Below are 22,845 nucleotides of genomic sequence, written 5' to 3' on the forward strand. Positions count from 1 at the left end.
GCGGTCCGCTCCAACGAATCCGCCCGCGCAGGAACGCAGTTCGCCCGGGCGGTACGGTGGACGCTCGGTGTTCGAAGGGGGTGCAGGCCCCCGTCCCAAGGAAGGCCACACGTGGACGGGAAGCCCACCTCGCCCCAGGATCCGCCCTACGAGATCGCCGCGGGGCTGCCGGGCATCGAGACGTACCGTCGGCTGCGCGGCGAGACCGGGCTCGGCGCGAAGACCGTGGAGGGGGCGGCGATCGGCCTGCCCCACTCCTGGTACTGCGTGACGGTCGAGCACGCGGGGGAGACGGTCGGCATGGGCCGCATCATCGGGGACGGCGGCTGCTTCCTGCAGGTCGTCGACGTCTGCGTGCTCCCGGACCACCAGGGCCGAGGACTCGGAAAGCGGATCATGGCCGCGCTGACCGCGGAGCTGGAACGGCGCGCACCGGAGGGCACCTACGTGTCGCTCATCGCCGACGGCGAAGCCCGCCGCCTCTACGCGCAGTTCGGCTTCGCCGAGACCGCGCCGTACTCGGTCGGCATGGCCCGCCTGCTGTGACGGGCTACTCGTCGATCTGGAGCACCGCCATCATGCCCCTGTCCTCGTGGTTGAGGATGTGGCAGTGCAGGACGGTCTTGCCCGGGTAGTCGAGGAAGCGGGTGCGGACGACGATGTTTCCGCGGGCCGGGACGAGCACGGTGTCGCGCAAGCCGTTGGCCGGCTGCGGCTGCCCGTTGACGCTCATCACCTGGAAGCTGTTGGTGTGGACGTGGAACGAGTGGTCCTCCTGGCTGTTGTTCCTGATCGTCCACTCCTCGACCGTGTTCAGCTTGACCCGGAAGTCGACGCGGTTGTGGTCGAACTGCTTGCCGTTCACGTAGAAGAGCGTGTTGTCCCGGTTCTCGGTGAAGGTGATGGTCTTGGAGTCCGCGGGCGTCTCCTGGCCGAGGTCCTCGACCGGGGCGAAGGCGGTCGGCAGCTCGGCCGGTTCCACGGGTTCGCCCGCGGACTCCACGGTGGCCAGGGTGGCCTGCGGGAACTGTCCGCCCGTGCGCCCGGAGTCGTAGGGGAGGGTCTGCAGCTCCGTGGTGCCGGCCGGGCCGCCCTGGACGAGCACGTCGTACCGGGAGCCCGCCGGGATCACCAGCGACTCGGCGCCGTACACCTCCTTCACCGGGTAGCCGTCCTGGGCGACGACGTGGAAGACCGAACCGGGCAGGGCCACCTTGTAGAAGATGTTGGCCCCGATGTTCGCGATCCGCCACAGCTGGGTCTCACCGGGCCGGATCCGGATGCGGGGGTTCACCTGGCCGTTGACCGTACGCGTCGTCTCCGCGTTCATCGTGAGGCCGGCGGTCTTGACCGCGTCGCCGTCGATCTGGAAGTCCTTGAGCGCGACGGTGCGTTCGGTGATCCCGCGCAGCGGCTCGGGCAGGTGGGCGTCGAGTCCGTCGACCACGACCAGCCCCGCCATGCCGCCGGCGACCTGGGCCGTCGAGAGGGAGTGGGCGTGCGGGTGGTACCAGTACGTCCCGGGTCTCAGGTCCTTCGGGAAGGCGTAGCGGTACGCGAACGTCTCGCCCGGTCCGACGGAGAGGAACACGTTGTCGGCGGCTTCGCCGGGCGACACGTGCATCCCGTGCACGTGCAGGTTCGTCTCCTGGTCGAGCTTGTTCTCGAAAGCGATCTCCATGCGGTCGCCCGGCTTCAGCCGCAGGGTGGGGGGCATGTACAGCCCGTTGTAGGTCAGCGCCCACACGTCGCTCCCGGCCAGTCGCACCTTCTTCCGTTCGACGGCGATGCTCGTCCGGAGCACCCCGTTGCGGCTGACGACCTGTGCCGGGTCGAGGAGGTCGGCCGTGGCCCGGAGCGGCGGCGCCTGGTGCCCGCGCGGCTGCGGCCCGGACGTGCCTGCGCAGCCCGCGGCGAGCGCGAGGGCGACGAGGACGGAGCCGAGGACGGGCCAGGACCGGCGGAGGGCGTGCGGAGGCAAACGGACTCCCCAGGGAGGCGCCGCAGGACGGGATCGGTGCGGCTTTCGGCGGCCATCATGCATGGGCGGGGAGGTGGATCCGCACGTGACCCGCGAGGAGCGGGCGCCGGTCACCCTGGGTGGACGCAGCCGATGACGATCGTGGCCGACCGCACCCCCGGCGGCCGCACGCCGAGGAGGACGGGCACGCCGGCGCCCCGTGACGGCGGCTCCGGCGGTGTCTCCTCAGGCGGTGCCCTCCAGGGGCCGGAGGAAGCGCCGCTCGTACCGCTTGATGCAGCGGGTGCGGCGCGCCAGTTCGAACGCCTCCTGGCACTCCGGATCGGACATGCTGTCGGTGCGGTACTGCTCGTAGGCGGCGAAGCCGGGGAAGGAGAAGAGGGCGTAGGCGATGTCGCTGTCGCCCTCACTGGGCAGGAAGTAGCCGTGGTGGGTCCCGCCGAAACGGTGCACCAGCCGGACCCAGCGGCGCCCGTACTCCTCGAAGTCCGCGAGCTTGTCGACGTCGATCTCGTACTTCAGATGAATGGTGATCACACCGCCATCATGCCGCGCCCCGGTCCCGCCGTGCCCGGCGCCGCCGCAGCAGCAGGCCGACGGCCGCCCCCGCCAGGGCCGTGGCCGCGACACCCGCCGTGGTCCACCAGAGCGGACCCCCCGAGGCGGCGCCTCCGGCTCCCCCGCCCTGCTGCGCGGACGCCGTGGGGGCCGCGGGACCCGCGGGCGCGGACGCGGACGGGGTCTCGGGAACGCCGGGCGCGGACACGGGCGCGGACGTGGACGCGGAGGGGGCGGCCGAGGCGCTCGGGGCGGGGGCCGGGTCCACCACCGGAACGGAGACCTCCTGCTCGCCGTGCCCGAGGTCGGGGAAGCCCACGTCGATGGAGACCTTCCACGAACCCGGCGGCAGCGCCTCCGCGGTGGTCCAGCCCGCCGGAGGGGCGGTGGCGTCGCGGATGAGCCGCCAGGGCCCGAGGGTGCGGGTGCCGTCCCCGCTGACCGCGTTCACCGTGGCGGCGACCGCCTCCTCGACGGCGTCCCCGTCGTTCTCCCAGGTGACGTCCGCGGTCACACGGCCTTCCCGCTGCCCGGTCACCACCACTTTGACGGTGTCGCCGTGGGCGTGGGCCGCGGCGGGGGCCAGCAGCAGGAGTCCGAGGGCGGTCAGGGCGGTCAGGGCGGCCGGGAAGGCGATTCGTGCGCGCATCGTCGCAGTCCTCCGGTGGGATGAGGGGTGGACGGCGGACGGCCGCAGGGGCGGCCGTCCGCCGCAGTGGTTCACTGAGTCAGGACGGTGGGGCCGGGGCGCCGGCCGGGGAGGCCGGCGCCGGCGGCCCGCTCCGCCGGGTTCAGCCCGTCTTCTGGAGCGTCCAGGCCTGCGTCGGACGCCCGTCCGCACGCTGGAGGTCGAGCAGCCAGGTCCCGTAGTACGGGCGGCTGCTCACCGTGAGGGCGAAGCCGCCCCCCGGATCCGTCACGGTCACCGTGCTGCCGCGGGTCGTCAGCCGCCAGGCCTGCGCGCCGTTGCTGCCGCACGGCTGCTGGGCGACCCACATGCCCGCCGCGGGAGTGCCGCCCGGCTGCAGGCACTTGCCCGAGGCCGCCGACCGGATGCGGACCTGCCCGCTGCCCGCGTCGTCGAAGAACCACTGCTGCTGGGCGTAGCCGTTGGCCCGGGAGCCGACGAGCACCGTGCCGTCGGCGGTACGGCCGCCCCACAGCTCGGCGGCCATGCCGGTGCTGCCGTTGCCGAGCACGTAGCGGGTCCCGGCGGTCGTCGTGCCGCCGCCCGCCCGCGCGGTGCGGAACGAGGTGGCCTTGCCCGGTCCGCTGTCCCGGCCGGAGCCGTCGCGGACGGAGACGGCGACGGTGTAGGCGGTGTCGGGCCGGAGGTTGTAGATGCGCAGCACCGGGGACTGCACCCAGGTCAGGTGCTTGCCGCCGAGCATCACCTGGTACCAGGCGGCGCCTTCGGCCTTCGGCCAGCTCACCACGACGGAGTCGGGCTGGATCTGGCTCGTGGTGACGGCCGGTCCGCCGCCGGGCTTCTTGGTCGGCGTCGGGGTCGGCGTCGGCTTCTTGGTCGGGCTCGGCGTCGGATCCGGGTTCGGGCCGGGGTCGGTTCCGCCGCCGCCCTTGTTCCGCATCAGGAACTGGTTGTCGGCGATGTTCCAGTGCGTGGCCAGATAGCTTCCTGCCTTCGGGCTGGTGTGGAAGTAGTCGTCGTGGTTGCAGTCCAGGATGTTCTCGGCGGCCTGGTTGGTGCAGACGTTGCGCATCTTCGGGTAGTTCGGGCTGTCCGAGTAGCACATGACGTCGTATTCGTCGGTGCAGTGGGCGCCCAGACTGGTGTTGGGCGCGCTGTTGTTCACGGCGCCCAGGTTGTGCCCGAGTTCGTGCGCGGCGGTGTGGCCGCCCCAGCAGCCGGAGTCCGTACGCCCGTAGGACGGGCCGAAGTTGCTCTGGTTGGCCTGGCCGGGCCGCTCGTCACCGGCGAAGGTGCCGATGCCGCAGTAGACCTGGGTGTCCGCGAAGATCATGTACTTGCGGTCCCGGCGGTCGAGGCCCTTGCCGGCGAGCGCCCGGTTGGTCGCACTGAACTCGGCCAGGGCGGAGTCCGGGAGCTCGATGTTGAGCACGGTCGGCGTGCAGTCGGCGGCCGTCACGTAGCGGATGTACCGTACGCCGCCGGTTTCCTGGGCGCTCGCCGCGTAGATGACGTCGGCGTCGGCGGCCCACTTGCGGAACGAGGCGACGTACTCGGAGTAGCGGTCGCGGCCGGGCCCGTGGACGTACACGACCTGGACGCGGTTGCCGGTGCTGCCGTCGCCGTCGCACTGGACGGTCTGCCCGGCCGGGCCGGCCGCGACGGCCTGGCTGCCCGCCGAGGCTGCGGGGGCGGGGGCGGCGGCGGACCGGGCGGCCTCGGCGTCGGCGGCGGGCGTGTCCTGAGGACGCCCGCCCTCCTGCGCGGCGGCCGGGTCCTCGGCGGCGGGCTTGGCCGGATCCGCAGCCGGGGCAGTGGACTTGACGGCCGGGGGTATGTCCTTCTTGATGTCGACGCCGCTCGGCGGGGCGTCGGGCCCGTGGGTGCAGTGGCCGGCGTCGGTGCGGTACACCCCGGTGCAGGGGTCGCCCTTCGGCGCGGCCTTGAGGCCGTCGTAGACCATGCCGCGCGCGTCCTCGTTGGCGGGCGCGTCGGAGAGGGGCTCGGGGTCCTGGTCCCGGGCGGGCGCGGAGGCGGGGGCGGCGGCCTCCGCGGGGGCTCCGGCGGCCAGGGCAGGAGCCGCCGCGCCGGCTTCGTCGCCGAGGCCGGAGTAGGCGATGCCGGCGGCCAGAACCGCCGCCGAGGCCATGGCGGCCGTCAGGAGCATCAACCGCCTGGGTCTGCGCCGGTGTTCACGGCGTCTGCGTCGTCCTGTCATGGGCACCTCAAAGCGTGATCGGAAGACTGGGTGCGCGGAAGCCTGCCAGACGTACGCCGCGGAGAATTCGGACAAAGAGGCTCGGGCTTCGAGAAATCGTTCCGTTACCTGTCGACGTTTTTTGACGAACCGTCAAAAAGGTTTATCCGCGCGGGAGTTATGCGCGTAGCGTGTTAATGGTCCAGGCCTTTTCGGGGCAGTCGTTATCAAATCGAGATAAGGGTCGCCGGCTTATTGACGGGAATTCAGTCGAGGATTCACCTAATTACTACCTGTCGAATTGCCTCCGTTACGACCCGTGAGGAATCGCGCGCTCCGGCAGCCGCAGGCAGGGGCAGGCAGCGCGGGGCAGGGCAGGGCGGGGCAGGGCAGCGCAGGGCGGGGCAGGGCAGCGCCACTCCCCTCAGGACGCCGGCGGACCGTCCTGGACGCCGGCGGTCCGCCGCCCCTGGTCCCCGACGCGGCCGGTGACCACCAGGTCCCCCGCGGGGGTGCGGCGCGCGAGCACGCCGGTGCGCAGGTAGCCGTCGGCGGTGAAGGAATGGGCATCGTGGCCGGGTGCGCGGTAGGAGCCTCGCGGGACGTACGGGCCCCGGGCGAGCAGTTCGCCCGTCTCCCCTTCGGGCACCTCCCGGCCGTCGGCGCCCACCAGGGCGATCTCGTCGTCCGGGGAAAGCGGTCGGCCCTGTGAACCGAGCACGCGCTCGTCGGGATCGGCGGGCCGGGTCAGCGTGAGCACCCCCTCGACCGTGCCGTGGACCTGCTGCAGACGGCAGCCCAGTTCGGGCCCCACCCGTCCGGCGGTCGCCCGGTCCAGGGGAGCGGACGCGCCGCCGACCTGCACGAGCCGCAGGGTGCCCGGACCGGCGCCGGCGGCGGGCAGCGCATCGAGCCACCGCCGGATGACGCCGGGCTCCACCGACGTGAGGGTGACCTGCGCGCGCCCGACCGCCTCCCGGCAGGCGGCGGCCCCCGCGTCCTCGACGAGGACGACGGCGCCGCCGACCGACAGCGTGCCGACGATGCCGGGGCACCCGAAGGCGAAATTGGAGGCGGCCGGCAGCGCCGCCAGGTACACGTCGTCCTCGGTGAGCGACACCAGCTCGGCAGCGGCCCGCGCCTGGTAGGCGTAGTCGTCGTGAGTGCGCGGGATGAGCCGGGGCGCTCCTGCAGGGCCGTCGGAGGGCAGGAGGAACGCCACCTGGTCGGCCCTCTGCGCGAGCGCCCTGTCCGGCGGGGAGTCGACGGAGCCCAGCGGGAAGTAGTGGCAGCCCGACGGGTCGGTGGTGAACCCGCCGTACGGGGACGAGGTGCCCGGCGCCTCCAAGGGGAACACCCGGCGCAGGAAGGGCCCTTGAGCGGAGATGTCCGCCGCCATCGCGATGTGGTCGAAGCCCTGGTAGGTCGCCGGACCGACGTAGGCGACGGCCTGCGTCACCCGAACGAGGTGGGACACCTCGGGGGCGCGGTACGTGACCGGGCACAGGGCGGGGACCAGGCCGGCGCGCATCAGGGCGAAGACGGTGACCACGAACTCGGGGACGTTCGGCAGCTGGACGACGGCCCGCTGCCCGGGACGCAGTCCGCGCAGCCGGAACCCGGCTGCCATCCGGTCCACGCGCCGGTTCAGGTGCGCGTACGTGAGGCGGGTGTCGCCGTGCACGAGTGCCGTTCGCGGGCCGTACTGCAGGGCCCAGTCGCGCAGCAGGTTGTCCAGGGTGTTGCCCCGCCAGTGCCCGGCCGCCCAGTAGCGGTCGACGAACTCCTGCGGCCAGGGTGTGGAGCCCTCCGGCATCGGTGTCACTCACTTCCTCCGGCCCAGGGGGGTCGGACCCGTACGGCGGCGGACCGGCGCTGCGGCCGGGCGGCTGCGGCGCCCGGGACGGTGCGGGGTCCGGAGGGCAGCCGCGGCCCGCGGCCCGCCCGCCCGCGCTGGGCGGCCCGCGGTGGGCGGTTCGCGGAGCCGGCCGGGCGCGCGGTGCGCCGCGGCGGCGCCCCGCCGTCCCACGCCGTCCCCCGCTGCCCGGCACGGCGACGTCCCCGCTCTGACCTGGACCATCCAAGCCGCCGGCTTGGCGGTGCACCATGTGCTGTCCCCACCACGGCCGCCGACCGCGATCATCGGAAAGCCCAAGAGGCGCCGCTGACCAGCCCGAACGCAGGCGACCCGGACAGGAACCCGACCGGCCTCCCGGACGGCGCAGGAGAGGGCCTACTCCGAGCGGCCGGTCGCGGCGACCGTCACGCCCAGGCCGATCAGGGTGACGCCGCCCGCGCCGCCGACCATCGCCAGGCGGCGGGGCGAGCGGGCGAACCACGTGCGGGTGGTGGCCGCGACCAGACCCCACGCACTGTCCGACACCAGCGCAATCGCATTGAAGACCAGGCCGAGCAGCAGCATCTGCACGGTCACGTGCCCCTGACCGCGATCGACGAACTGGGGGAGCACGGCGGCGAAGAACACCATGGTCTTCGGGTTGGCCACGCCCACCGCGAAGCCGTCCGCCAGCGTCCGCAGACCGCCGTGGCGCGGGCCGCCTCCGCCGCCGAACGCGGCGGCGTGCAACTCCCCGCGTCCCCGTACGGCCTTGACCCCCAGATACACCAGGTACGCGGCGCCCAGCAGCTTGAGGGCCGTGAAGACGAGGACCGAGCGCTCCACGACGGTGCCCACCCCCAGGGCCACCGCCACGACCAGCACGTACGCCCCGAGGGTGTTGCCGACCACGGTGGTCAGCGCGGCCCGGCGCCCGTGCGCCAGCGCCCGGCCGATCACGAAGAGCACGCTCGGCCCGGGAACCATGATCAGCAGGAAGGACATGGCGGCGAAGGCCAGGAAGCGGTCGGTGGACACCATGACGCCCATGTAACACGGCCGGCGCCCCGCCCCGCAGCCCCATTTTCCCCGGTGTGCGTCGCCCGGTGTGGTGCAGGAGCGGCGGCGTTGGTGTGCAGGGCGGGGGTGGGGTTGACTCGGGGTATGCCGCTCGATGACTACGGTGTGCTGTCCGGGACCCTGCACCGCCGTGACCGCGACCAGCCCGACGCTCTGGGGCGCTGGTCCCGCGTCCGCTTCGAGGTGGACGCGCCCGAGGGACGCCACCACTGCGCCGTGGACGTGGACAGCGCGGAGCCCTCCGTCGGAATCCGGTGGAAGGTGTTCACCCTGGCCGCGTCCGTGCTCGAACCGGTGCCCGCGCTCCCGCCGGGCTACCACCGGCTCGCGACGAGCTCGGGCTCGGGCGCCCTCGACCTCCTACGGCACCCGGCCCTGGTCGACCGCCCCGGCCGCCTCTTCCCGCGCCGCCCGCCGGCCTGGCTGCAGCACCTCCGCGACCGGCTGAGCCCGCCCCGGCCCTGGGTCGGCGGCTCGCCCCTCGACGCCACCGGGGCCGTGGAGGCCGTCCTCGTACCGGGCCGGCGCATCCTGGTCTTCGGCCGGCCCTATGGCCAGGGGCCCGGCATGCGCGACATCCACCAGAACCAGGGCGATCCGCCCGGCAGCCCGTGGTGGACGCAGAACGGAATTTGGCAGGACGGGGCCGTCCTCACCCGTCGCCCCGACGGCCGCTACGACGTCTTCGTGAGCGCGTTCTCCGACCAGGCCGACCAGACGGACACCAACGGCCACCCAGCCTGACGGCCGCCCGGCTCGGCCGCCCGGGCTGACGGCTACCCGGTTCGGCCGCAGGGTCTGACGGGCGCCGGGCTTGACGGCCAGCCGGCCTGGCCGCCGGGCTTGACGATCACCCGGCCCGCCACCGGGTCTGACGGCCACCGGGCACGGCCGCCCGGGCTGACGGCTACCCGGCCCGGCCGGGCGGCTACCCGGTTCGGCCACCGGGCTTGACGGCCACCGGGCCTGACGGCTACCCGGCTTGGCCGGGCGGCTACCCGGTTCGGCCACCGGGCCTGACGGGCGCCGGGCTTGGCCGCCGGGTCTGACGGGGGCCGGGCTTGACGGCCGCCCGGCTTGACGGTTACCCAGCCCGGCCACCGGGCTTGACGGCTACCCGGCCCGGCCGCCGGGCTTGATGGGCGCCGCGCTTGACGGCCACCGGGCCTGACGGCTACCCAAGCCCGGCCGCCCGGCCTGGCGGCTACCCGGCCCGGCCGCCCGGCCTGGCGGCTACCCGGCCCGGCCGCCCGGCCTGGCGGCCGCCCGGCCCGGCCGCCCGGCCCGGCCGCCCGGCCCGGCCGCCCGGCCCGGCCCCCCGGCCTGACGGCCCCCGGCCTGACGGCCCCCGGCCCGGCCTGACTGCCCCCGGCCCGGCCGCCCGGCCTGACGGCCTCTCGGCCCGGCCAGCCGGCTCGGCCGCTGGGCCTGATGACCGCCGGGCTTGACGGCCGCCCGGCCTGACGGCCGCCCGGCCTGGCGGCCGCCGGGCCTGACGGCCACCCGGCCCGGCCTGACGGCCCCCCGGCCCGGCCCCCGGCTCGGCCCCCCGGCCTGACGGCCCCCGGCCCCCGGCCCGGCCGCCCGGCCCGGCGGGTGCTCGGTGTGGCGGGCGCGATCCCACCCGGTGGGCCCGGCTTGGTGGCCGGCCGACGCCGATCTGCTGAACCGCGCCGTCCCGGCGCATTCCGTGGCCGCCGACCGGGCACCCAGCACGCGTGACCCCTCTCGCGCTGCGCGCCGACGACCCGCCCGGCCCCGGCCCCGTCCCCGTCCCCGTCCGCGGCCGTCCGCACCGCGCCCTGCTCGCCGGGTCCGTCGGCAACCTCGTCGAGTGGTACGAGTTCGGCGTCTACGGCTGCTTCGCCACGGTCATCGCCGCCCACTTCTTCACCCCCGCCGCCGGCAGCGGAACCGGTACGGGCGGCGGCGGGGCCGGACCGCTGGTGGCCACCTACGCCTCCTTCGCCCTGGCCTTCTTCTTCCGCCCCGTCGGAGCCGTGCTCTTCGGCCGCCTCGGCGACCGCGCCGGCCGCCGTACCGCCCTCGTCGCAGTCGTCAGCCTCATGACGCTGGCCACCACCCTGATCGGCCTTCTGCCCACCCAGGCCCAACTGGGCCCGGCCGCACCCTGGCTGCTCACCCTGCTGCGCATTCTGCAAGGCCTGTCCGCCGGAGGGGAGTTCGGCGGCGCCGTGGCCCTGATGACCGAGCACGCGCCACCCGGCCGCCGCGGCCGCCACGGCGCCTGGCAGTCGTTCACCCTCGCCCTCGGCCTGCTCTGCGGCGCCGGCACCGCCACCCTGGTGGCCACCCTGCTCCCCCCGCAGGATCTGTACGCCTGGGGCTGGCGGATCCCGTTCCTGCTGGCCCTTCCGCTGGGCCTGGCCGCGCTGTGGCTGCGCACCGGCCTGCCGGAACCCCCTGCGCCACCACCCGGCCCCGGTACGGGTCCCGGTCCCGGGGGCTCCGTTTGCGTTCCCGTCGGAGCGGGTCCGGTCGCCCGTGCCGTCGTCCTCGGCGTCGGGCGGATCATGGGCTGGTCGGCAGCCGGGTACACCTTCCTCGTGGTGCTGCCCTCCTACCTCCAGTCCACGCTCGGCGCATCCTTCCGGGAAGCCATGGCCGCCACCGCCCTCGCCAACCTCGGCTTCGCCGCCACGATCCTGCCCGCCGGAGCGCTCAGCGACCGGATCGGCCGGCGCCCCGTCATGCTCGGCGGCGCCCTCGCCGTCACCGTGCTCGCCCTGCCCCTCCTCGACCTGCTGCAGGACCCCGCCACCCCGCCGGCCGCCCGGGCCGCCGCCGTCCTCGGCGCAGGCGCCGCGGTCGGGCTCCTCGCCGGCCCGGGGCCCGCCATGCTGGCCGAGATGTTCCCGGCGCGGGTGCGCTGCACCGGGCTCGGCGTCGCCTACGCCCTGGCCAATGCGGCGTTCTCCGGCTGCGCCGGCCTGGTCGTCACGGCCCTGGTCGCGAGCACCGGCAATCCGGACGTTCCCGCGTACTACGCGGCCGGCGCCTGCGCCCTGAGCGCGGTCGCCCTCGCGAGCCTGCGCGGCAACGGCCACCGGGAGCCCCTGCGATGAAGGTCATCGGACTCATGTCGGGCACCTCGTACGACGCGGTCGACGCCGCCGCGGCCGACCTGACCTTCGAGCAGGACGGCGACGTCCTGCGCCTGCGCCCGCTCGGCATGGTCAGCGCGCCCTACGAGGAACCCCTGCGACGGGCTCTGGCCGCTGCGCTGCCGCCCGCCCCCACCACCCTGGCCGAGGTGTGCCGGCTCGACACGCTCATCGGCCAGGCCTTCGCCCGTCTCGCCGTCCTGGCCGACCGCGAACTCTGTTCAGGCCGGGCCGAGTTGCTTGCCTCACACGGGCAGACCGTCTACCACTGGGCGGACGGCGGGCAGGTGTACGGCACCCTCCAGCTGGGCCGGCCGGCCTGGATCGCCGAGGCCTCCGGCCGTCCCGTCGTCGCCGACTTCCGCCCCGCGGACGTCGCCGCCGGCGGTCAGGGCGCCCCGTTGGTGGCCCTGGTCGACCTGATGCTCCTGCGCGGACGGCCCGGCGTACCGGCCGCCCTGAACATCGGCGGGATCGCCAACCTCACCGCCCTGCCCGCCGCCGGCGGGCCCGTGGCCTTCGACACCGGCCCGGGCAACGCCCTGCTCGACGCCGCGGTGCACGATCTGACCTCCGGCCGCCTCGGCTACGACGAGGACGGCGCCCTGGCCGCCGCCGGCCGGGTCCTCGAACCGCTGCTCCGGCGCCTGCTGGCCGAGCCCTACTACCGGCTGCCCGCCCCCAAGACGACCGGCAAGGAACTGTTCCACCGCGGCTACCTGCGCACCGCGCTGGCCGGCTCGAGAGCGCCGCCCCGCAGGACGTCCTCGCCACCCTGACCCGGCTCACCGCCCGGACCGTCGCCGAGGCCCTGCGTCCGCTCGGCGCCACCGAGGTCGTCGCCTCCGGCGGCGGCACCCGCAATCCGGTGCTGATGGCGATGCTCCGGGAGGAACTCGCCGCCGGAACCCGGCTGCTGACCTCTGACGCGCTGGGGCTGCCCGTGGCCGCCAAAGAGGCCTACGCCTTCGCCGTCCTCGGCTTCCTCACCCTGCACGGCCTCCCCGGCAACCTGCCCGGCTGCACGGGGGCCCGGGGGCCGCGCGTCCTCGGCTGCCTCACCCCCGGCCGCGGTCCTCTGCGGCTGCCGTCCGCGCCCGCCCGGCCGCCGCGCTCCCTGGTCGTCGGGCCGCCGCCGGCCGGCGGGGATGCGGGCGGGTGAGCGGCGCCCGGGGCCCGGCGCTGCTCCGTACGAGTTCTCTTCGGGTGCCCGTTCGGCCGTAATTCCGAGTTCATGATCATCATTTCGGCTCCCGATCGTTCTACTGCTGCCATCGGGCCGTGTGAGATCTGGGAGGGCTACGTGACCACGTCACGGGCGCAATGGACACAACCGACCAAGAAGTGGGGCGTCGCAGCCGCCGTGGCCGGGGCCATGCTGGCCGTCGCCGCTGCGCCGGGCAGCGCCCCCGCGCACGGCGCGCCCCCGCGGCCGTCCGGCGGACCGCCGGAGGCCGCCCTGACGCTGCTCGTCGGCCGGGCGGTGGACGAGGGCCACGCCTCGCCCACCGGCCGCTGTACGGCGGGCACGTTCGGGCCCGCACTGTGCGGCGCCTGGCGGGAGCAGCGGGTGCTGGCCACGGCCCGGGGCGTCGGCTCCTTCGTCCCGGAGCCGCACGTGGACGGAGCCGGCCGGGCCGCCCGTACCGGGGCGCTGCCCACGGACGCCCGCGGGCCGCTGGAGATCACCCTGGCGGATCCCGGGCACCTCACCGACGTGACCGTGCGCGACGGGCGCGGCCGGCACCTGGCCGGGCACCTCGGCCGGGACGGCGGGCGCTGGCTGAACACCGAACCCCTGCGCGCGGGGGAGAGCTACACCGTGCAGGTCGGCGCACAGGACCCGGCGGGCCGCCCGGTGGGCGTGACCATGGCGTTCAGGACCGCGCCGCCCGAGCCGGGGAGCAGGCTGACGGCCGAGTTCGGGCCGAGGCCGGGAACGTACGGCGCCGGCCAGATCGTGACGGCGGCCCTCAGCCGTCCGGTGCCCGCCGGCGACCCGGCGGCGCGGGCCCGCCTGGAACAGGCACTGGAGGTGACCTCGGAGCCGCAGGTCGAGGGCGCCTGGCACTGGGTGGACGATTCGACGCTGCACTTCCGGCCGCGCACGTACTGGCCCGCGCACACCGTGGTCCGCGTCCACAGCGGCCTCGACGGGGTCCGGATCGGCGACCACGCGTACGGCGGCCCCTCGGAACCCGTGGAGTTCACCGTCGGGGACCGGATCGAGGCCGTCACCGACTCCGCCGCCCACGAGATGACCGTACGCCGCAACGGACGCGTCATCAGGACGATCCCGGTCACCACCGGCAAGGCGGGCTTCCTCACCCGCAGCGGCATCAAGGTCGTGCTCGGCAAGGAGCCCAAGGTTCGGATGCGCGGGGACACCGTCGGGATCCAGCGCGGCACCAAGGAGTTCTACGACCTGCCCGTGCTGTGGGCGACGCGGGTCACCTGGAGCGGCGAGTACGTCCACGCGGCGCCCTGGTCGGTGGAGTCGCAGGGCGAGGAGAACGTCAGCCACGGCTGCACGGGCATGAGCACCGAGGACGCGGCCTGGTTCTTCGACACGGTCCGCGAAGGGGACGTCGTCGAAGTGGTCAACAGCGGCGGCGAGGAGATGGCCCCCTTCGACAACGGCTTCGGCGACTGGAACCTGGACTGGCGGACCTGGCTGGCGGGCAGCGCCCTCGGCTCCGCGGACACGACCCCGCAGGAGGCGGGGTCCGCCCCGACCCGGCTGCACCCCACGACCTGAGCACACCGGGCGGCCGGACTCCGAGCCGCACTGTGCGGGCCCCGGCGCGGCACCTGCCCGGAAGGCCGGTCCGGGGGAGCCGTACGCCCGGCGCCGACGGCCATTCGGCCGCTGCTGCGCCACCCGGCGGGCCCGGCCGCGGGGCCGGGCGCGCCGGAGCGCGGAGCGGGCACGTCAGTGCGGGGATGATGGGGTCATGAGTGAGCAGCAGCCCTTCCGCCACAACCTCCGCTTCGAGAACCACGGCGCCGACCCCGACCCGCAGCACGGCGCCGATCCGTCGCCGTCCGGGCGGGCCACCACCGGTGCGACCACGGTGACCTGCACGTGCGGGCTCGACACGGGCGCCCTGCCCAGTGACGACGCCCGGCTCATGTACGAGGTGCACCGCAACGAGATCCGGGACCAGGTCCGCGGCTGGATGCCCCCCTCCGCGGCGGCGGACGGCCACCAGGACTGAGTTGCCCGCGGCCGGCCGGCGCAGCCCGCCCCCCGGGCCCGCCGCGCCTGAGGTCCCGGGTGAAGCGGAGGCCCGGACGGCCGTCGAGCACGGTCTCCCCGACCGGGGTGAAAGCCGTACGGGCCAGCACGGCGCGGGAGGCGGCGTTGTCGAGCGTGGTCTCGGCCCGCAGCCCGGTCAGGCCGTACGCGGTCACCACGAGCCCGCAGGCCTCCCGGACGGCGGCCGTGGCCGGTCCGCGCCCCGCGGCCTCCTCGGCGATCCGGTAGCCGAGCTCGGCCGAACCGCCGGCCGCGTCCACCAGGTTGACCCGCCCGAGGATCTCGCCGGAGTCGTCCACCAGCAGGTGCGCTGCTCGAACTCCAGGAGGGCCGGCGCGTGGTCGGGGCAGAGCGGTCCGAGGTGCGGCATGGCCCGATGCCATGCGGCCGGTCACCACCGCTGCACGACACATAGGAAATTGTTTTCACGTATTGCTTGACGGGTGTGGGGGTGAGGGGTGATGCTCTGTGCGCAGCCACACAGGACGCCGTGGTGGGGACGCTTCTGCGCACCGCTCCACGGCAGAGCACCTCAGGGAGTTGAGAGTGAACATCCTCGCCACGCAGCGGTCGGCCGACACGTCGCAGGACACCGTGGAGCCGGTCGCACCCTCACCTCTGCCGCAGGTCGTCAACGCCACTGAGGTCGCTCCGGGCGATGCCCGCGCCCTGTCGAAGGTCTTCTTCGAGCGGCTGCGCACGCTGGAAGAGGGCACTCCGGAGCGCCAGTACGTCCGCAACACGCTGATCGAGATGAACCTGTCCCTGGTCCAGTTCGCCGCCCGCCGCTTCCGCAACCGCACCGACGGCACGGACATCGAGGACGTCATCCAGGTCGGGACCATCGGCCTGATCAAGGCCATCGACCGCTTCGACCCCTCCCTCGGCAACGAGTTCACCACCCTGGCCCTCCCGTACATCACCGGGGAGATCAAACGGCACTTCCGCGACACCTCGTGGGCGGTGCACGTCCCGCGGCGCCTGCAGGAGCTGCGGATGCGCCTCGCGCAGGGCAAGGAGGAGCTCAGTGCGGTCCTCGACCGGTCTCCCACGGTCAAGGAGCTCGCCGCCCACCTGGAGCTGTCCGAGGACGAGGTGGTGGAAGGCCTGGTCGCCGCAGCCGGCCACTCGAGCCAGTCCCTCGACACCGAGGCCGACGACGGCGACAACAGCCCCCGGCCCCTGGCGGAAGTGCTGGGCGAGGACGACTCCGCGATGGAGCTCTTCGAGGACCTCCACACCCTCGCCCCGCTGCTGGAACGGCTGGAAGGCCGGGAGCGGCTGATCCTGCAGATGCGCTTCGGCCAGGAGATGACGCAGGCCCAGATCGGCGAGCGCCTGGGCATCTCCCAGATGCAGGTCTCCCGCCTCCTGTCCCGCACCCTCACCCGCCTCCGCGAGGGCATGCTCGCCTCCTGACGGAGGACGGGCCGCGGCTCCGGCGGCGGGCGGAACCTCCGGCGAGGCCCCGCCGTTCCGACGCGGGGCCGGGGCCGGGGCCGGGGCCGGAAGTGGGGGCGCCGGCCCCCGACCGCCCGTCCGCCCGTCCGCCGCGGCGGGACGCCGTACCGGGGTGCGGCACCGGGGTGCGGCACGGGGGCGCCATACCCGGACGCAGCCCGCGAGCGACTGCATCCTTCGGCCTACTGCGCAGTCGGCCCTGGGGAGGACGATCGTGCGGCGCCGCCGGGAGAGAGTTGCTCCGTGCGAACAACCATCGGATACACCGTCGAGAGCATCGGCTACGTCGTCGGAGCGCAAGGGCTCGTCAGCTACGCCTCCCAGACCTTCTTCGGCACGGAGTGGGGCTGGCTGCACAAGGTCGTCGACCTCCCTTCCCCCGCGTACCTGGGCGTCATCGCCGCGGGGCTGGCGCTCATCGCCACCGGGATGAAGACCCGCAAGGCACCCCTGCGCGGCCGATCAGGCAGGTCGAGCGGCGTGTAAAGGCGTTGATGCGTTCCCGAGGGCAGTGCTCTACTCCGTGCCATGACGACTCTGACGACGTTTCAGCCTGCCCCGGTCATCGACGAGACAGTCCGGCTGCTCACCGAGCACTACGTTTTCCCGGAGGTGGCCGAGCAACTCACCGGCCTGCTGCACGGGCGCCTCGCCGAGGGCGCCTACGACGTGGGCGACGCCGAGGAACTCGCCCGTCTGGTCACCGAGGACCTGCAGTCCGTCAACGGGGACAGGCATCTGCGGCTGAAGCACCACGTCGACCCGGTGCCCCCGAAGCGGGGGGCGGCCACCCTGGACGCCATGCGCCGGGACTTCGACACCTCGCTGGGCGGCGCCCCCCGGGTGGAACTGCTCGACGGCGCGATCGCCGTGGTGGAACTGGCGCCGATGCTGTTCCCGCTGGAGTGGGCCGCCGAACCGCTGAGCGCCGCGCTGACCCTGGCCTCCCGAGCCCGAGCGCTGATCATCGACCTGCGCGCCAACCGGGGCGGCGACCCGGACACGGTCGCCTTCGTCAGCAGCTACCTGCTCGACGAGCGCACCCATCTCAACACCATGCACTGGCGCGGCGGCGAGCGCAGCGAGCAGTCCTGGAGCCTGCCGCACGTCCCCGGCGCGCGCTTCGGCGGCAGCAAGCCGGTGTACGTGCTGTCCGGCAGCAGCAGCTTCTCCGCCGCCGAGGAACTGGCCTACGACCTCCAGCAGCTCGGCCGCGCCGTGGTCGTCGGCGAGCCCACCCGCGGCGGTGCGCACCCGTGCCAGGGCTGGACCGTGCACCCGCACCTGGAAGCCACCATCCCCGTCGGCCGGGCCGTCAACCCCGTCTCCGGAACGAACTGGGAGGGCGGCGGCGTGCAGCCGGACGTCCCCTGCCCCGCCGCTGACGCCCTCGACCGTGCTCACGCCCTGGCCCTCGCCCGACTGGCAGGCTGACCCCGGCCCAGCCGTCGAGGGGGGCGCCGGCACGGGGGGTTGCGCGGCTTCGGGTTGCGCGCCCGCGCACGGGGCGCCCTGCCTCTGCACCGGCCGGCACCTGTGCGCCCCTTCCCCTGCCTCGGACGACTGGTGGATCGTTGTGGGCCGCAGGGGACGCGGGATGTCTTCCGGTGTGCCTGGTCCACGCCTCGTGGCCCCCGCCCGGCAGCTGCCGGGCGGTGCAGACAGACCACAGGGAGCACATCCATGCGTCACCGGGTCGCCGTGCGGGTGTCGGCGGGCGAGCCCGCCCATCCGAAGGGCCGGTGCGGGCGGCGCCGGCGACCGAGTGGCCGCCTCGGGGGCCCGAACCGCCGCCCTGCACCCGCGTGTTCGAGCGGGCCTCCCTGCTCCTGGCCCCCGGCATGCCCCCGGCTCCCGGGCCCGGCCATCGCACCGCCCTCACCGAAGGAGACCGTCTGTGACACCCCCTGGCGTCCCCGGCCCTGATGGCGACCCTGGCGACCCTGGCGGCCGTGGCCGCCGCGGTGGCCGTGAGGCGAACCCCGCCGAAGAAGCCGTGGCCCTGGTGGCCGGCCTCGCCGACCTCGCCCTCAGCGGAATCAGCAGCGCGGTCGGCAGCGCGGTCGGCCTGCTGCGCCGCGCCGACCTGGGAGATCTCGTGGCCGACGGCCACGAGGACACCAAGGCCCGCGGCCGGCTCCTCCTCGACCGGCACGCGGGAACGGCGCCGGCCCACATGGAAGTCCTGGCCCGCACGGTCGTCGCCGCACGCCCCCGGGAGACCCCCACCCCGTGACCGACCAGCACACCCCCCTGAAAGACCGCGTCGACCGGGTTCTCGCCGGGTTCGTCGCCGCCGAAGCGCAAGCGCTGGCCGACATCGACACGGCCCTCGGCCCGGTCGGCGACCAGCTGCACGCCGCGACCGGCCACGGCAAACGGCTGCGGGCCGCCTTCTGCTACTGGGGCTGGCGCGGCGCCGGCCAGCCCGACAGCGACGCCCTGGTACGGGCCGCTGCCGCCATCGAACTGGTCCACGCAGCCGCCGTCGTCCACGACGACCTGATCGACCGCAGCAGCACCCGGCACGGCCGCCCCACCGTGCACACCGCCTTGCGCGAACCCCTCACGGACCACGACGCAGACCGCGCCACCGCCCGCGGCCCTGCGCGAGGCGGGGCCTCGGCCCTGGCCATGCTCGTGGGGGACCTGCTCATATCGATGGCCGGACAGCTGTTCGCCGGCTCCGGCCTGCCCGGTGCCTTCCTCCAGCGCGCCCGGCCCCTGTGGACGGTCCTGGCCCGCGAACTGGTGGCCGGGGAATGCCTGGAGATCCTGCGCACCGGGTGCGCCCCCGACGCGGAGGCATCCGTCAAGGTGATCCGGTACAAGACCGCCAAGTACACCGTTGAGCACCCCCTGCAGATCGGCGGCCTCCTCGCCGGCGCCCCGCCGCGGCTCCTGCGAACGTACAGCGACTACGGCCTTCCGCTGGGCGAGGCCTTCCAGTTGCGCGACGACCTCCTGGGCCTGTTCGGGGACCCCGCGAAGACCGGCAAGGACCCGGCCGACGACGTGACCGGCAACCGCCCGACCGTCCTGATGGCCCACGCACTGGACTCCGCCACCCCCGCCGAACGCGGTGAACTCCACGACCTGCTCGGCCGGGAGGACCTCACCGACCGGCAGGTGCAACGGGTCCGGGACATCGCCCGCCGCACCGGCGCCGTCACCCGCATCGAGCACATGATCACCGCCCGGCAGCGCGAAGCCCATGACGCCCTGGCCGCCGCCGACCTGACCGGTGAAGCCCACCGCGCCCTCACCACCCTGGCCGCCGAAGCCACCACTCGTACCCACTGACCCGGAGCGCGACGATGACGTACACCCCGGCCTCCATGGACGCCCTGCGCACGCAAGGCGACGAACTCGCCGACGCGACCGTGACGACCCTGTTCGAGCGCGGCGAGGTCGCCACGTTCAACACGCTCATGCGCTACGTCTCCACGGTCGGCCAGGACCTCCCCGAAGGGCTGCCCGATGTGGCCCGCGAGTACCTGCACGCCACCAGCAGGGCACCCGACTGGGTCGACTGGTCCGAAATGGAGAAAGCCCGGCTGTTCTTCATCGACAACAACGTGCACATCTCCACCGCCCTGTCGTTCGCCTCGATGCCCGCCTGCTACGTCCTTCCGCACGTCGCCAAACTGCTCTCGGCCACCCACTCGCTGAAGTACCCGTCCAAGCGCATGGCCGAGACCGGCCAGTTCACCGTCTACCTCATGCGCCCCGACGCCTTCGAAGCCGGCAGCCGCTTCCTCCCCGCGGCCCAGAAGGTCCGTCTCCTGCACGCCTCCATCCGCCACCACCTCCGGCGCGAGGACCGCTGGGACACCGCGGCCCTGGGCACGCCGATCTGTCAGGAAGACATGATCGGCGGCCAGATGATGTTCTCCATCCAGGTTCTCGACGCCCTGCACCGTCTCGGCATCCACATGAGCAACGAAGGCGCCGACGCCTACTACTACGCCTGGCGCGTGGTGGGCGCCCTCCTCGGCGTGGACCAGGCCCAGGCCCCGCAGACGCTCCAGGACGCCCGCGCGTTCTCCGACCTGTACATGACCCGCCACATGGGACCGAGCGAGGACGGCGCCAACCTCACCCGCCAGCTCATCGACCTCTACCAGGAGGTCGTACCGGGCACCCTCTTCGACCCCGTCGTCCCGGCCCTCATCCGCTACCTGATGGGCGACACCTGCGCCGACTGGCTCCAGGTGCCCCGCACCTCCTGGGACACCCTCGTCAAGGCGGCCCCCGCCCTGCTGGGCGTGCTGGAATCCCTTGAGGACCGCTCCCCGCTGGCGGCATGGGCCCTGGACCGCCTCGGATCCCTGACCAGCGTCCTCGAACTGTCCTCACTCACCCGCGGACGGGTCATGCACTACGCCATCCCCGAACAACTCAAGGCCGACTACGGGGTCACCACCAGCGTCCCGCCCAAGGCCCGCTGGACCCCGCCACCGGCCACCATCGGCCACGTGTAGGGCCCGCGCGGAGCCGCGGCCTGCGCCTCGGGAGGCCGCCCGGCCAGGGGCTCCGCCAGGAACCGTTCCGGGCGCAGGCTCGTCCCTTCCCGTCAGGAAGTCCGTGCCGGGGACGGGCGCGGACGCCGACGGGGGGTGGAGTACGGATGGCCGGGACCGGAGTCGCAAGGATCGGCACGACGGGGCTGCTGGCGGTGCTGGCCGTCGCGCTGGCGGGCGGTTGGTTCGTGTACGACCGGTTCGGCGGCCCCGCCGACAGCCGGGCAGCCATCACCGAGGCCTGCGAAGGGCTGGTCGACCCGGGCGCATTGATGCGCTTCGCGGGCAGGGGGAAGACGGTGGGAGCCGAATCGCCGGGGGACCGGGTGTGCCTGCTCAGCCGGGAGGTGACCTTCGAGGGCGAGAACCGCATGGACGAGTTCTTCTCGCTGTGGGTGGTGGCGTCCAAGGACGCCGAACCGGGCGTCAGCCGCTTCGAGTTCACCGCCCGGTCCGTCACGGTGACCGCCAGGTGCGCCGATCCGGGCCGGTCGGGCGGGGTGACCGCGCTGCTGGTGACCGCGGGCACCGAGTTCGAAGGTGCACACCGCGGCGAGCCGGGAGCCCTGCCGGCGCTGGCCCGCGAGGCGGCCCGGCGCGCGGCGGCCGAAGCGGGCTGCGACACCACCCTGCCCGCGGCCCCGGCCCTCTGACGTACAGGACCCCGGCACGCCGCCGGCCCGTGGGACCGGTGCGGTCACCCGAGTGCGGCCCCCGCCGGGATCAGCACGGCCGCACCGGGTACATGCACCGCGTCCGAAGACGCCCTGCCCGGTGGGAGAACTGTTGTGATGAGCCAGGAACGGACTGCGCCCGGTCCACAGGATCGGCACCGGCTGCCCCGGCGGTCGCTGGCCGTCGGAGCACTGCTCGGAGCAGCGGTCATGGCCGCCGTGGACGAGATCGTGTTCCACCAGATCCTGCACTGGCACCACTTCTACGACCGCTCCACCACCGGCATCGGCCTGCTGTCCGACGGACTGCTGCACACCGCCGAGCTGCTGGGCCTGGTCGCCGGCTTCTTCCTCCACGCCGATCTGCGCCGCCGCCGCGCCCTGGCCCCCCGGCACGCCCGGGCAGGATTCCTCCTGGGCCTGGGGGCCTTCCAGCTGTTCGACGGGATCGTGGACCACAAGCTCCTGCGCCTGCACCAGATCCGCTACCGCGTGGACGTCACGCCCTACGACTGGGCCTGGAACATCGCCGGGCTCCTCCTGCTGCTCATCGGCGCCGCGCTGGCTGTCCGCGCCGGACGGGAGAGCCGTACGGAACCCGCCTCGTGACCCTTGCGCACCTTCATCCCGGATACGCGCCCGGCCCCGGCCCCGTCGAGATGGTCCCCGCCGCGGGCGCCCTGCTGACGGCCACCCTCTACGTACTGGCCGCACGCCGTCTGCGACGGCGCGGAGACGTCTGGCCCTGGTGGCGGGACGCCGCATTCCTCGCCGGCAGTGCCGCCCTCGCCTGGGCGGCGGCCGGACCGCTGCCGGGCGCCCCGCTGACCGCCCACATGCACCAGCACCTGATCACCGGCATGGCAGCGCCGCTCCTCCTCGTCCTGGCCCGCCCCGTCAGCCTGGCCCTGCGCGCCCTGCCTCCCGGCGCGGTACGCCGCGGTCTGGTGGGTCTCGCCCGCTCGCGCCCTGCCGGCCGGCTGCTCTTTCCTCCGCTCACCGCCCTCCTCGACCTCGGCGGACTCTGGTTGCTCTACCGCACCCCCCTGTTCGCCGCCGCGCTGCGCGAGCCCTGGCTGCACGCACTGGTACACGCCCACGTCCTGGCCGTCGGGCTGCTGTACACCTTCGCGCTCTGCCAGCTCGACCCCGTACGGCACCGCTGGAGCGCCGGCGTCCGCGGGGCGACCCTGTTCGGCGCCGGCGCCGCACACGCCGTACTCGCCAAGACCCTGTACGCGAAGCCGCCCCCCGGCACCGCGTACACTCCCGCCGACCTGCATGCCGCGTCGCAGGTCATGTACTACGGCGGCGACCTGGTCGAAGCCGCACTCGCGGTCGTCGTGGCCGCTTCCTGGTACCGGGCGGCAGGCCGGGCCCGGCGGCGGCGTCCGCTCGGCTCCCCTGCCCGGTGTGATCAGCACACAACAAGTCCGGTATCGGTGGGTGAAGCGGTGAAAGGAGGGCAGGCGGTGCTGTGAGACGCATCACCGCCATTCAT

The 22,845-nt window shown here is 74.2% G+C and carries 20 protein-coding genes and 2 pseudogenes; 15 read left to right on the plus strand and 7 right to left on the minus strand.

What is annotated here, in order from left to right; all coding sequences use genetic code 11:
• Positions 1–111 precede the first annotated feature (111 nt).
• Positions 112–546, plus strand: a complete 435-nt coding sequence (locus tag ACLJTM_RS08760) for a GNAT family N-acetyltransferase (protein ID WP_411102862.1) — start codon at positions 112–114, stop codon at positions 544–546.
• 4 nt (positions 547–550) lie between these two features.
• Here the strand turns inward: ACLJTM_RS08760 and ACLJTM_RS08765 are convergent, their stop codons facing one another.
• The 6 genes from ACLJTM_RS08765 to ACLJTM_RS08790 all read right to left on the minus strand — a co-directional run bounded on the left by ACLJTM_RS08765 (position 551) and on the right by ACLJTM_RS08790 (position 8,263).
• Entirely contained in the window at positions 551–1,981 is a 1,431-nt protein-coding gene (locus ACLJTM_RS08765; protein ID WP_411102863.1) for a multicopper oxidase family protein, read from the minus strand.
• Positions 1,982–2,206: 225 nt separating this feature from the next.
• Positions 2,207–2,518: an NIPSNAP family protein gene (locus ACLJTM_RS08770; RefSeq protein WP_411102864.1), complete on the minus strand. Its 312-nt coding sequence runs from the start codon at positions 2,516–2,518 to the stop codon at positions 2,207–2,209.
• 7 nt (positions 2,519–2,525) lie between these two features.
• The gene (locus ACLJTM_RS08775; RefSeq protein ID WP_411102865.1) at positions 2,526–3,188 is read right to left on the minus strand and encodes a hypothetical protein; all 663 of its coding nucleotides are present in this window, start codon (positions 3,186–3,188) and stop codon (positions 2,526–2,528) included.
• A gap of 142 nt (positions 3,189–3,330) precedes the next feature.
• Complete coding sequence (locus ACLJTM_RS08780) at positions 3,331–5,355, minus strand: RICIN domain-containing protein (RefSeq protein ID WP_411103276.1); 2,025 nt, start codon at positions 5,353–5,355, stop codon at positions 3,331–3,333.
• A gap of 454 nt (positions 5,356–5,809) precedes the next feature.
• Positions 5,810–7,201, minus strand: coding sequence for an AMP-binding protein (locus ACLJTM_RS08785; protein ID WP_411103277.1), 1,392 nt, complete (start codon positions 7,199–7,201; stop codon positions 5,810–5,812).
• 417 nt (positions 7,202–7,618) lie between these two features.
• A complete protein-coding gene (locus tag ACLJTM_RS08790) occupies positions 7,619–8,263 on the minus strand; it encodes a LysE family translocator (protein WP_411102866.1) in 645 nt (214 codons plus the stop codon).
• Between the two features lie 123 nt (positions 8,264–8,386).
• Here ACLJTM_RS08790 and ACLJTM_RS08795 point away from each other — a divergent pair, with 123 nt between their 5' ends.
• The 5 genes and pseudogenes from ACLJTM_RS08795 to ACLJTM_RS08815 all read left to right on the plus strand — a co-directional run bounded on the left by ACLJTM_RS08795 (position 8,387) and on the right by ACLJTM_RS08815 (position 14,645).
• Positions 8,387–9,046: a DUF2278 family protein gene (locus ACLJTM_RS08795; protein WP_411102867.1), complete on the plus strand. Its 660-nt coding sequence runs from the start codon at positions 8,387–8,389 to the stop codon at positions 9,044–9,046.
• A gap of 974 nt (positions 9,047–10,020) precedes the next feature.
• Positions 10,021–11,388, plus strand: a complete 1,368-nt coding sequence (locus ACLJTM_RS08800) for an MFS transporter (RefSeq protein WP_411102868.1) — start codon at positions 10,021–10,023, stop codon at positions 11,386–11,388.
• A pseudogene (locus ACLJTM_RS08805) lies at positions 11,385–12,589 on the plus strand (anhydro-N-acetylmuramic acid kinase). The gene ACLJTM_RS08800 and the pseudogene ACLJTM_RS08805 overlap by 4 nt, the downstream one beginning before the upstream one ends.
• 141 nt (positions 12,590–12,730) lie before the next feature.
• Positions 12,731–14,185 carry an Ig-like domain-containing protein gene (locus ACLJTM_RS08810; protein ID WP_411102869.1) on the plus strand — a complete coding sequence of 485 codons (1,455 nt, stop codon included), beginning with the start codon at positions 12,731–12,733 and terminating at the stop codon, positions 14,183–14,185.
• Positions 14,186–14,381: 196 nt separating this feature from the next.
• Complete coding sequence (locus ACLJTM_RS08815) at positions 14,382–14,645, plus strand: hypothetical protein (RefSeq protein ID WP_411102870.1); 264 nt, start codon at positions 14,382–14,384, stop codon at positions 14,643–14,645.
• Here the strand turns inward: ACLJTM_RS08815 and ACLJTM_RS08820 are convergent.
• A pseudogene (locus ACLJTM_RS08820) lies at positions 14,557–14,994 on the minus strand (GNAT family N-acetyltransferase); the annotation flags it as partial. The gene ACLJTM_RS08815 and the pseudogene ACLJTM_RS08820 overlap by 89 nt on opposite strands.
• A gap of 238 nt (positions 14,995–15,232) precedes the next feature.
• Between ACLJTM_RS08820 and ACLJTM_RS08825 the strand changes: the two are divergent.
• From ACLJTM_RS08825 to ACLJTM_RS08865, 9 genes are all read left to right on the plus strand, one after another.
• Positions 15,233–16,105, plus strand: coding sequence for a SigB/SigF/SigG family RNA polymerase sigma factor (locus ACLJTM_RS08825; protein WP_411102871.1), 873 nt, complete (start codon positions 15,233–15,235; stop codon positions 16,103–16,105).
• A 285-nt stretch (positions 16,106–16,390) separates the two neighbouring features.
• Entirely contained in the window at positions 16,391–16,633 is a 243-nt protein-coding gene (locus ACLJTM_RS08830) for a hypothetical protein (RefSeq protein ID WP_411102872.1), read from the plus strand.
• A 42-nt stretch (positions 16,634–16,675) separates the two neighbouring features.
• Complete coding sequence (locus ACLJTM_RS08835; RefSeq protein WP_411102873.1) at positions 16,676–17,581, plus strand: S41 family peptidase; 906 nt, start codon at positions 16,676–16,678, stop codon at positions 17,579–17,581.
• A gap of 562 nt (positions 17,582–18,143) precedes the next feature.
• Entirely contained in the window at positions 18,144–18,383 is a 240-nt protein-coding gene (locus ACLJTM_RS08840; protein WP_411102874.1) for a polyprenyl synthetase, read from the plus strand.
• Positions 18,380–19,450 (plus strand): polyprenyl synthetase family protein, encoded by a 1,071-nt coding sequence (locus tag ACLJTM_RS08845; RefSeq protein WP_411102875.1) that lies wholly within the window; start codon positions 18,380–18,382, stop codon positions 19,448–19,450. The genes ACLJTM_RS08840 and ACLJTM_RS08845 overlap by 4 nt, the downstream gene beginning before the upstream one ends.
• Before the next feature lie 14 nt (positions 19,451–19,464).
• Positions 19,465–20,631: an oxygenase MpaB family protein gene (locus tag ACLJTM_RS08850; protein WP_411102876.1), complete on the plus strand. Its 1,167-nt coding sequence runs from the start codon at positions 19,465–19,467 to the stop codon at positions 20,629–20,631.
• Positions 20,632–20,777: 146 nt separating this feature from the next.
• A complete protein-coding gene (locus tag ACLJTM_RS08855) occupies positions 20,778–21,323 on the plus strand; it encodes a hypothetical protein (RefSeq protein WP_411102877.1) in 546 nt (181 codons plus the stop codon).
• 138 nt (positions 21,324–21,461) lie between these two features.
• Positions 21,462–21,953 carry a DUF2243 domain-containing protein gene (locus ACLJTM_RS08860; protein WP_411102878.1) on the plus strand — a complete coding sequence of 164 codons (492 nt, stop codon included), beginning with the start codon at positions 21,462–21,464 and terminating at the stop codon, positions 21,951–21,953.
• Positions 21,950–22,825 (plus strand): cytochrome c oxidase assembly protein, encoded by an 876-nt coding sequence (locus tag ACLJTM_RS08865; RefSeq protein ID WP_411102879.1) that lies wholly within the window; start codon positions 21,950–21,952, stop codon positions 22,823–22,825. Before ACLJTM_RS08860 ends, ACLJTM_RS08865 begins: the two co-directional genes overlap by 4 nt.
• The last annotated feature ends 20 nt before the right edge of the window (positions 22,826–22,845 follow it).

Origin of the sequence: Streptomyces sp. cmx-4-9 (assembly GCF_046548835.1) — a bacterium.
Taxonomy (GTDB): Bacteria; Actinomycetota; Actinomycetes; order Streptomycetales; family Streptomycetaceae; genus Streptomyces.

Excerpts from the sequence above, each read along its gene's own strand:
- ACLJTM_RS08775 (WP_411102865.1), bottom strand. The coding sequence starts at position 3,188 with ATGCGCGCACGAATCGCCTTCCCGGCCGCCCTGACCGCCCTGACCGCC.
- ACLJTM_RS08780 (WP_411103276.1), bottom strand. The coding sequence starts at position 5,355 with ATGCTCCTGACGGCCGCCATGGCCTCGGCGGCGGTTCTGGCCGCCGGC.
- ACLJTM_RS08785 (WP_411103277.1), bottom strand. The coding sequence starts at position 7,201 with ATGCCGGAGGGCTCCACACCCTGGCCGCAGGAGTTCGTCGACCGCTAC.
- ACLJTM_RS08790 (WP_411102866.1), bottom strand. The coding sequence starts at position 8,263 with ATGGTGTCCACCGACCGCTTCCTGGCCTTCGCCGCCATGTCCTTCCTG.
- ACLJTM_RS08795 (WP_411102867.1), top strand. The coding sequence starts at position 8,387 with ATGCCGCTCGATGACTACGGTGTGCTGTCCGGGACCCTGCACCGCCGT.
- ACLJTM_RS08815 (WP_411102870.1), top strand. The coding sequence starts at position 14,382 with ATGAGTGAGCAGCAGCCCTTCCGCCACAACCTCCGCTTCGAGAACCAC.
- ACLJTM_RS08835 (WP_411102873.1), top strand. The coding sequence starts at position 16,676 with ATGACGACTCTGACGACGTTTCAGCCTGCCCCGGTCATCGACGAGACA.
- ACLJTM_RS08850 (WP_411102876.1), top strand. The coding sequence starts at position 19,465 with ATGACGTACACCCCGGCCTCCATGGACGCCCTGCGCACGCAAGGCGAC.
- ACLJTM_RS08855 (WP_411102877.1), top strand. The coding sequence starts at position 20,778 with ATGGCCGGGACCGGAGTCGCAAGGATCGGCACGACGGGGCTGCTGGCG.
- ACLJTM_RS08860 (WP_411102878.1), top strand. The coding sequence starts at position 21,462 with ATGAGCCAGGAACGGACTGCGCCCGGTCCACAGGATCGGCACCGGCTG.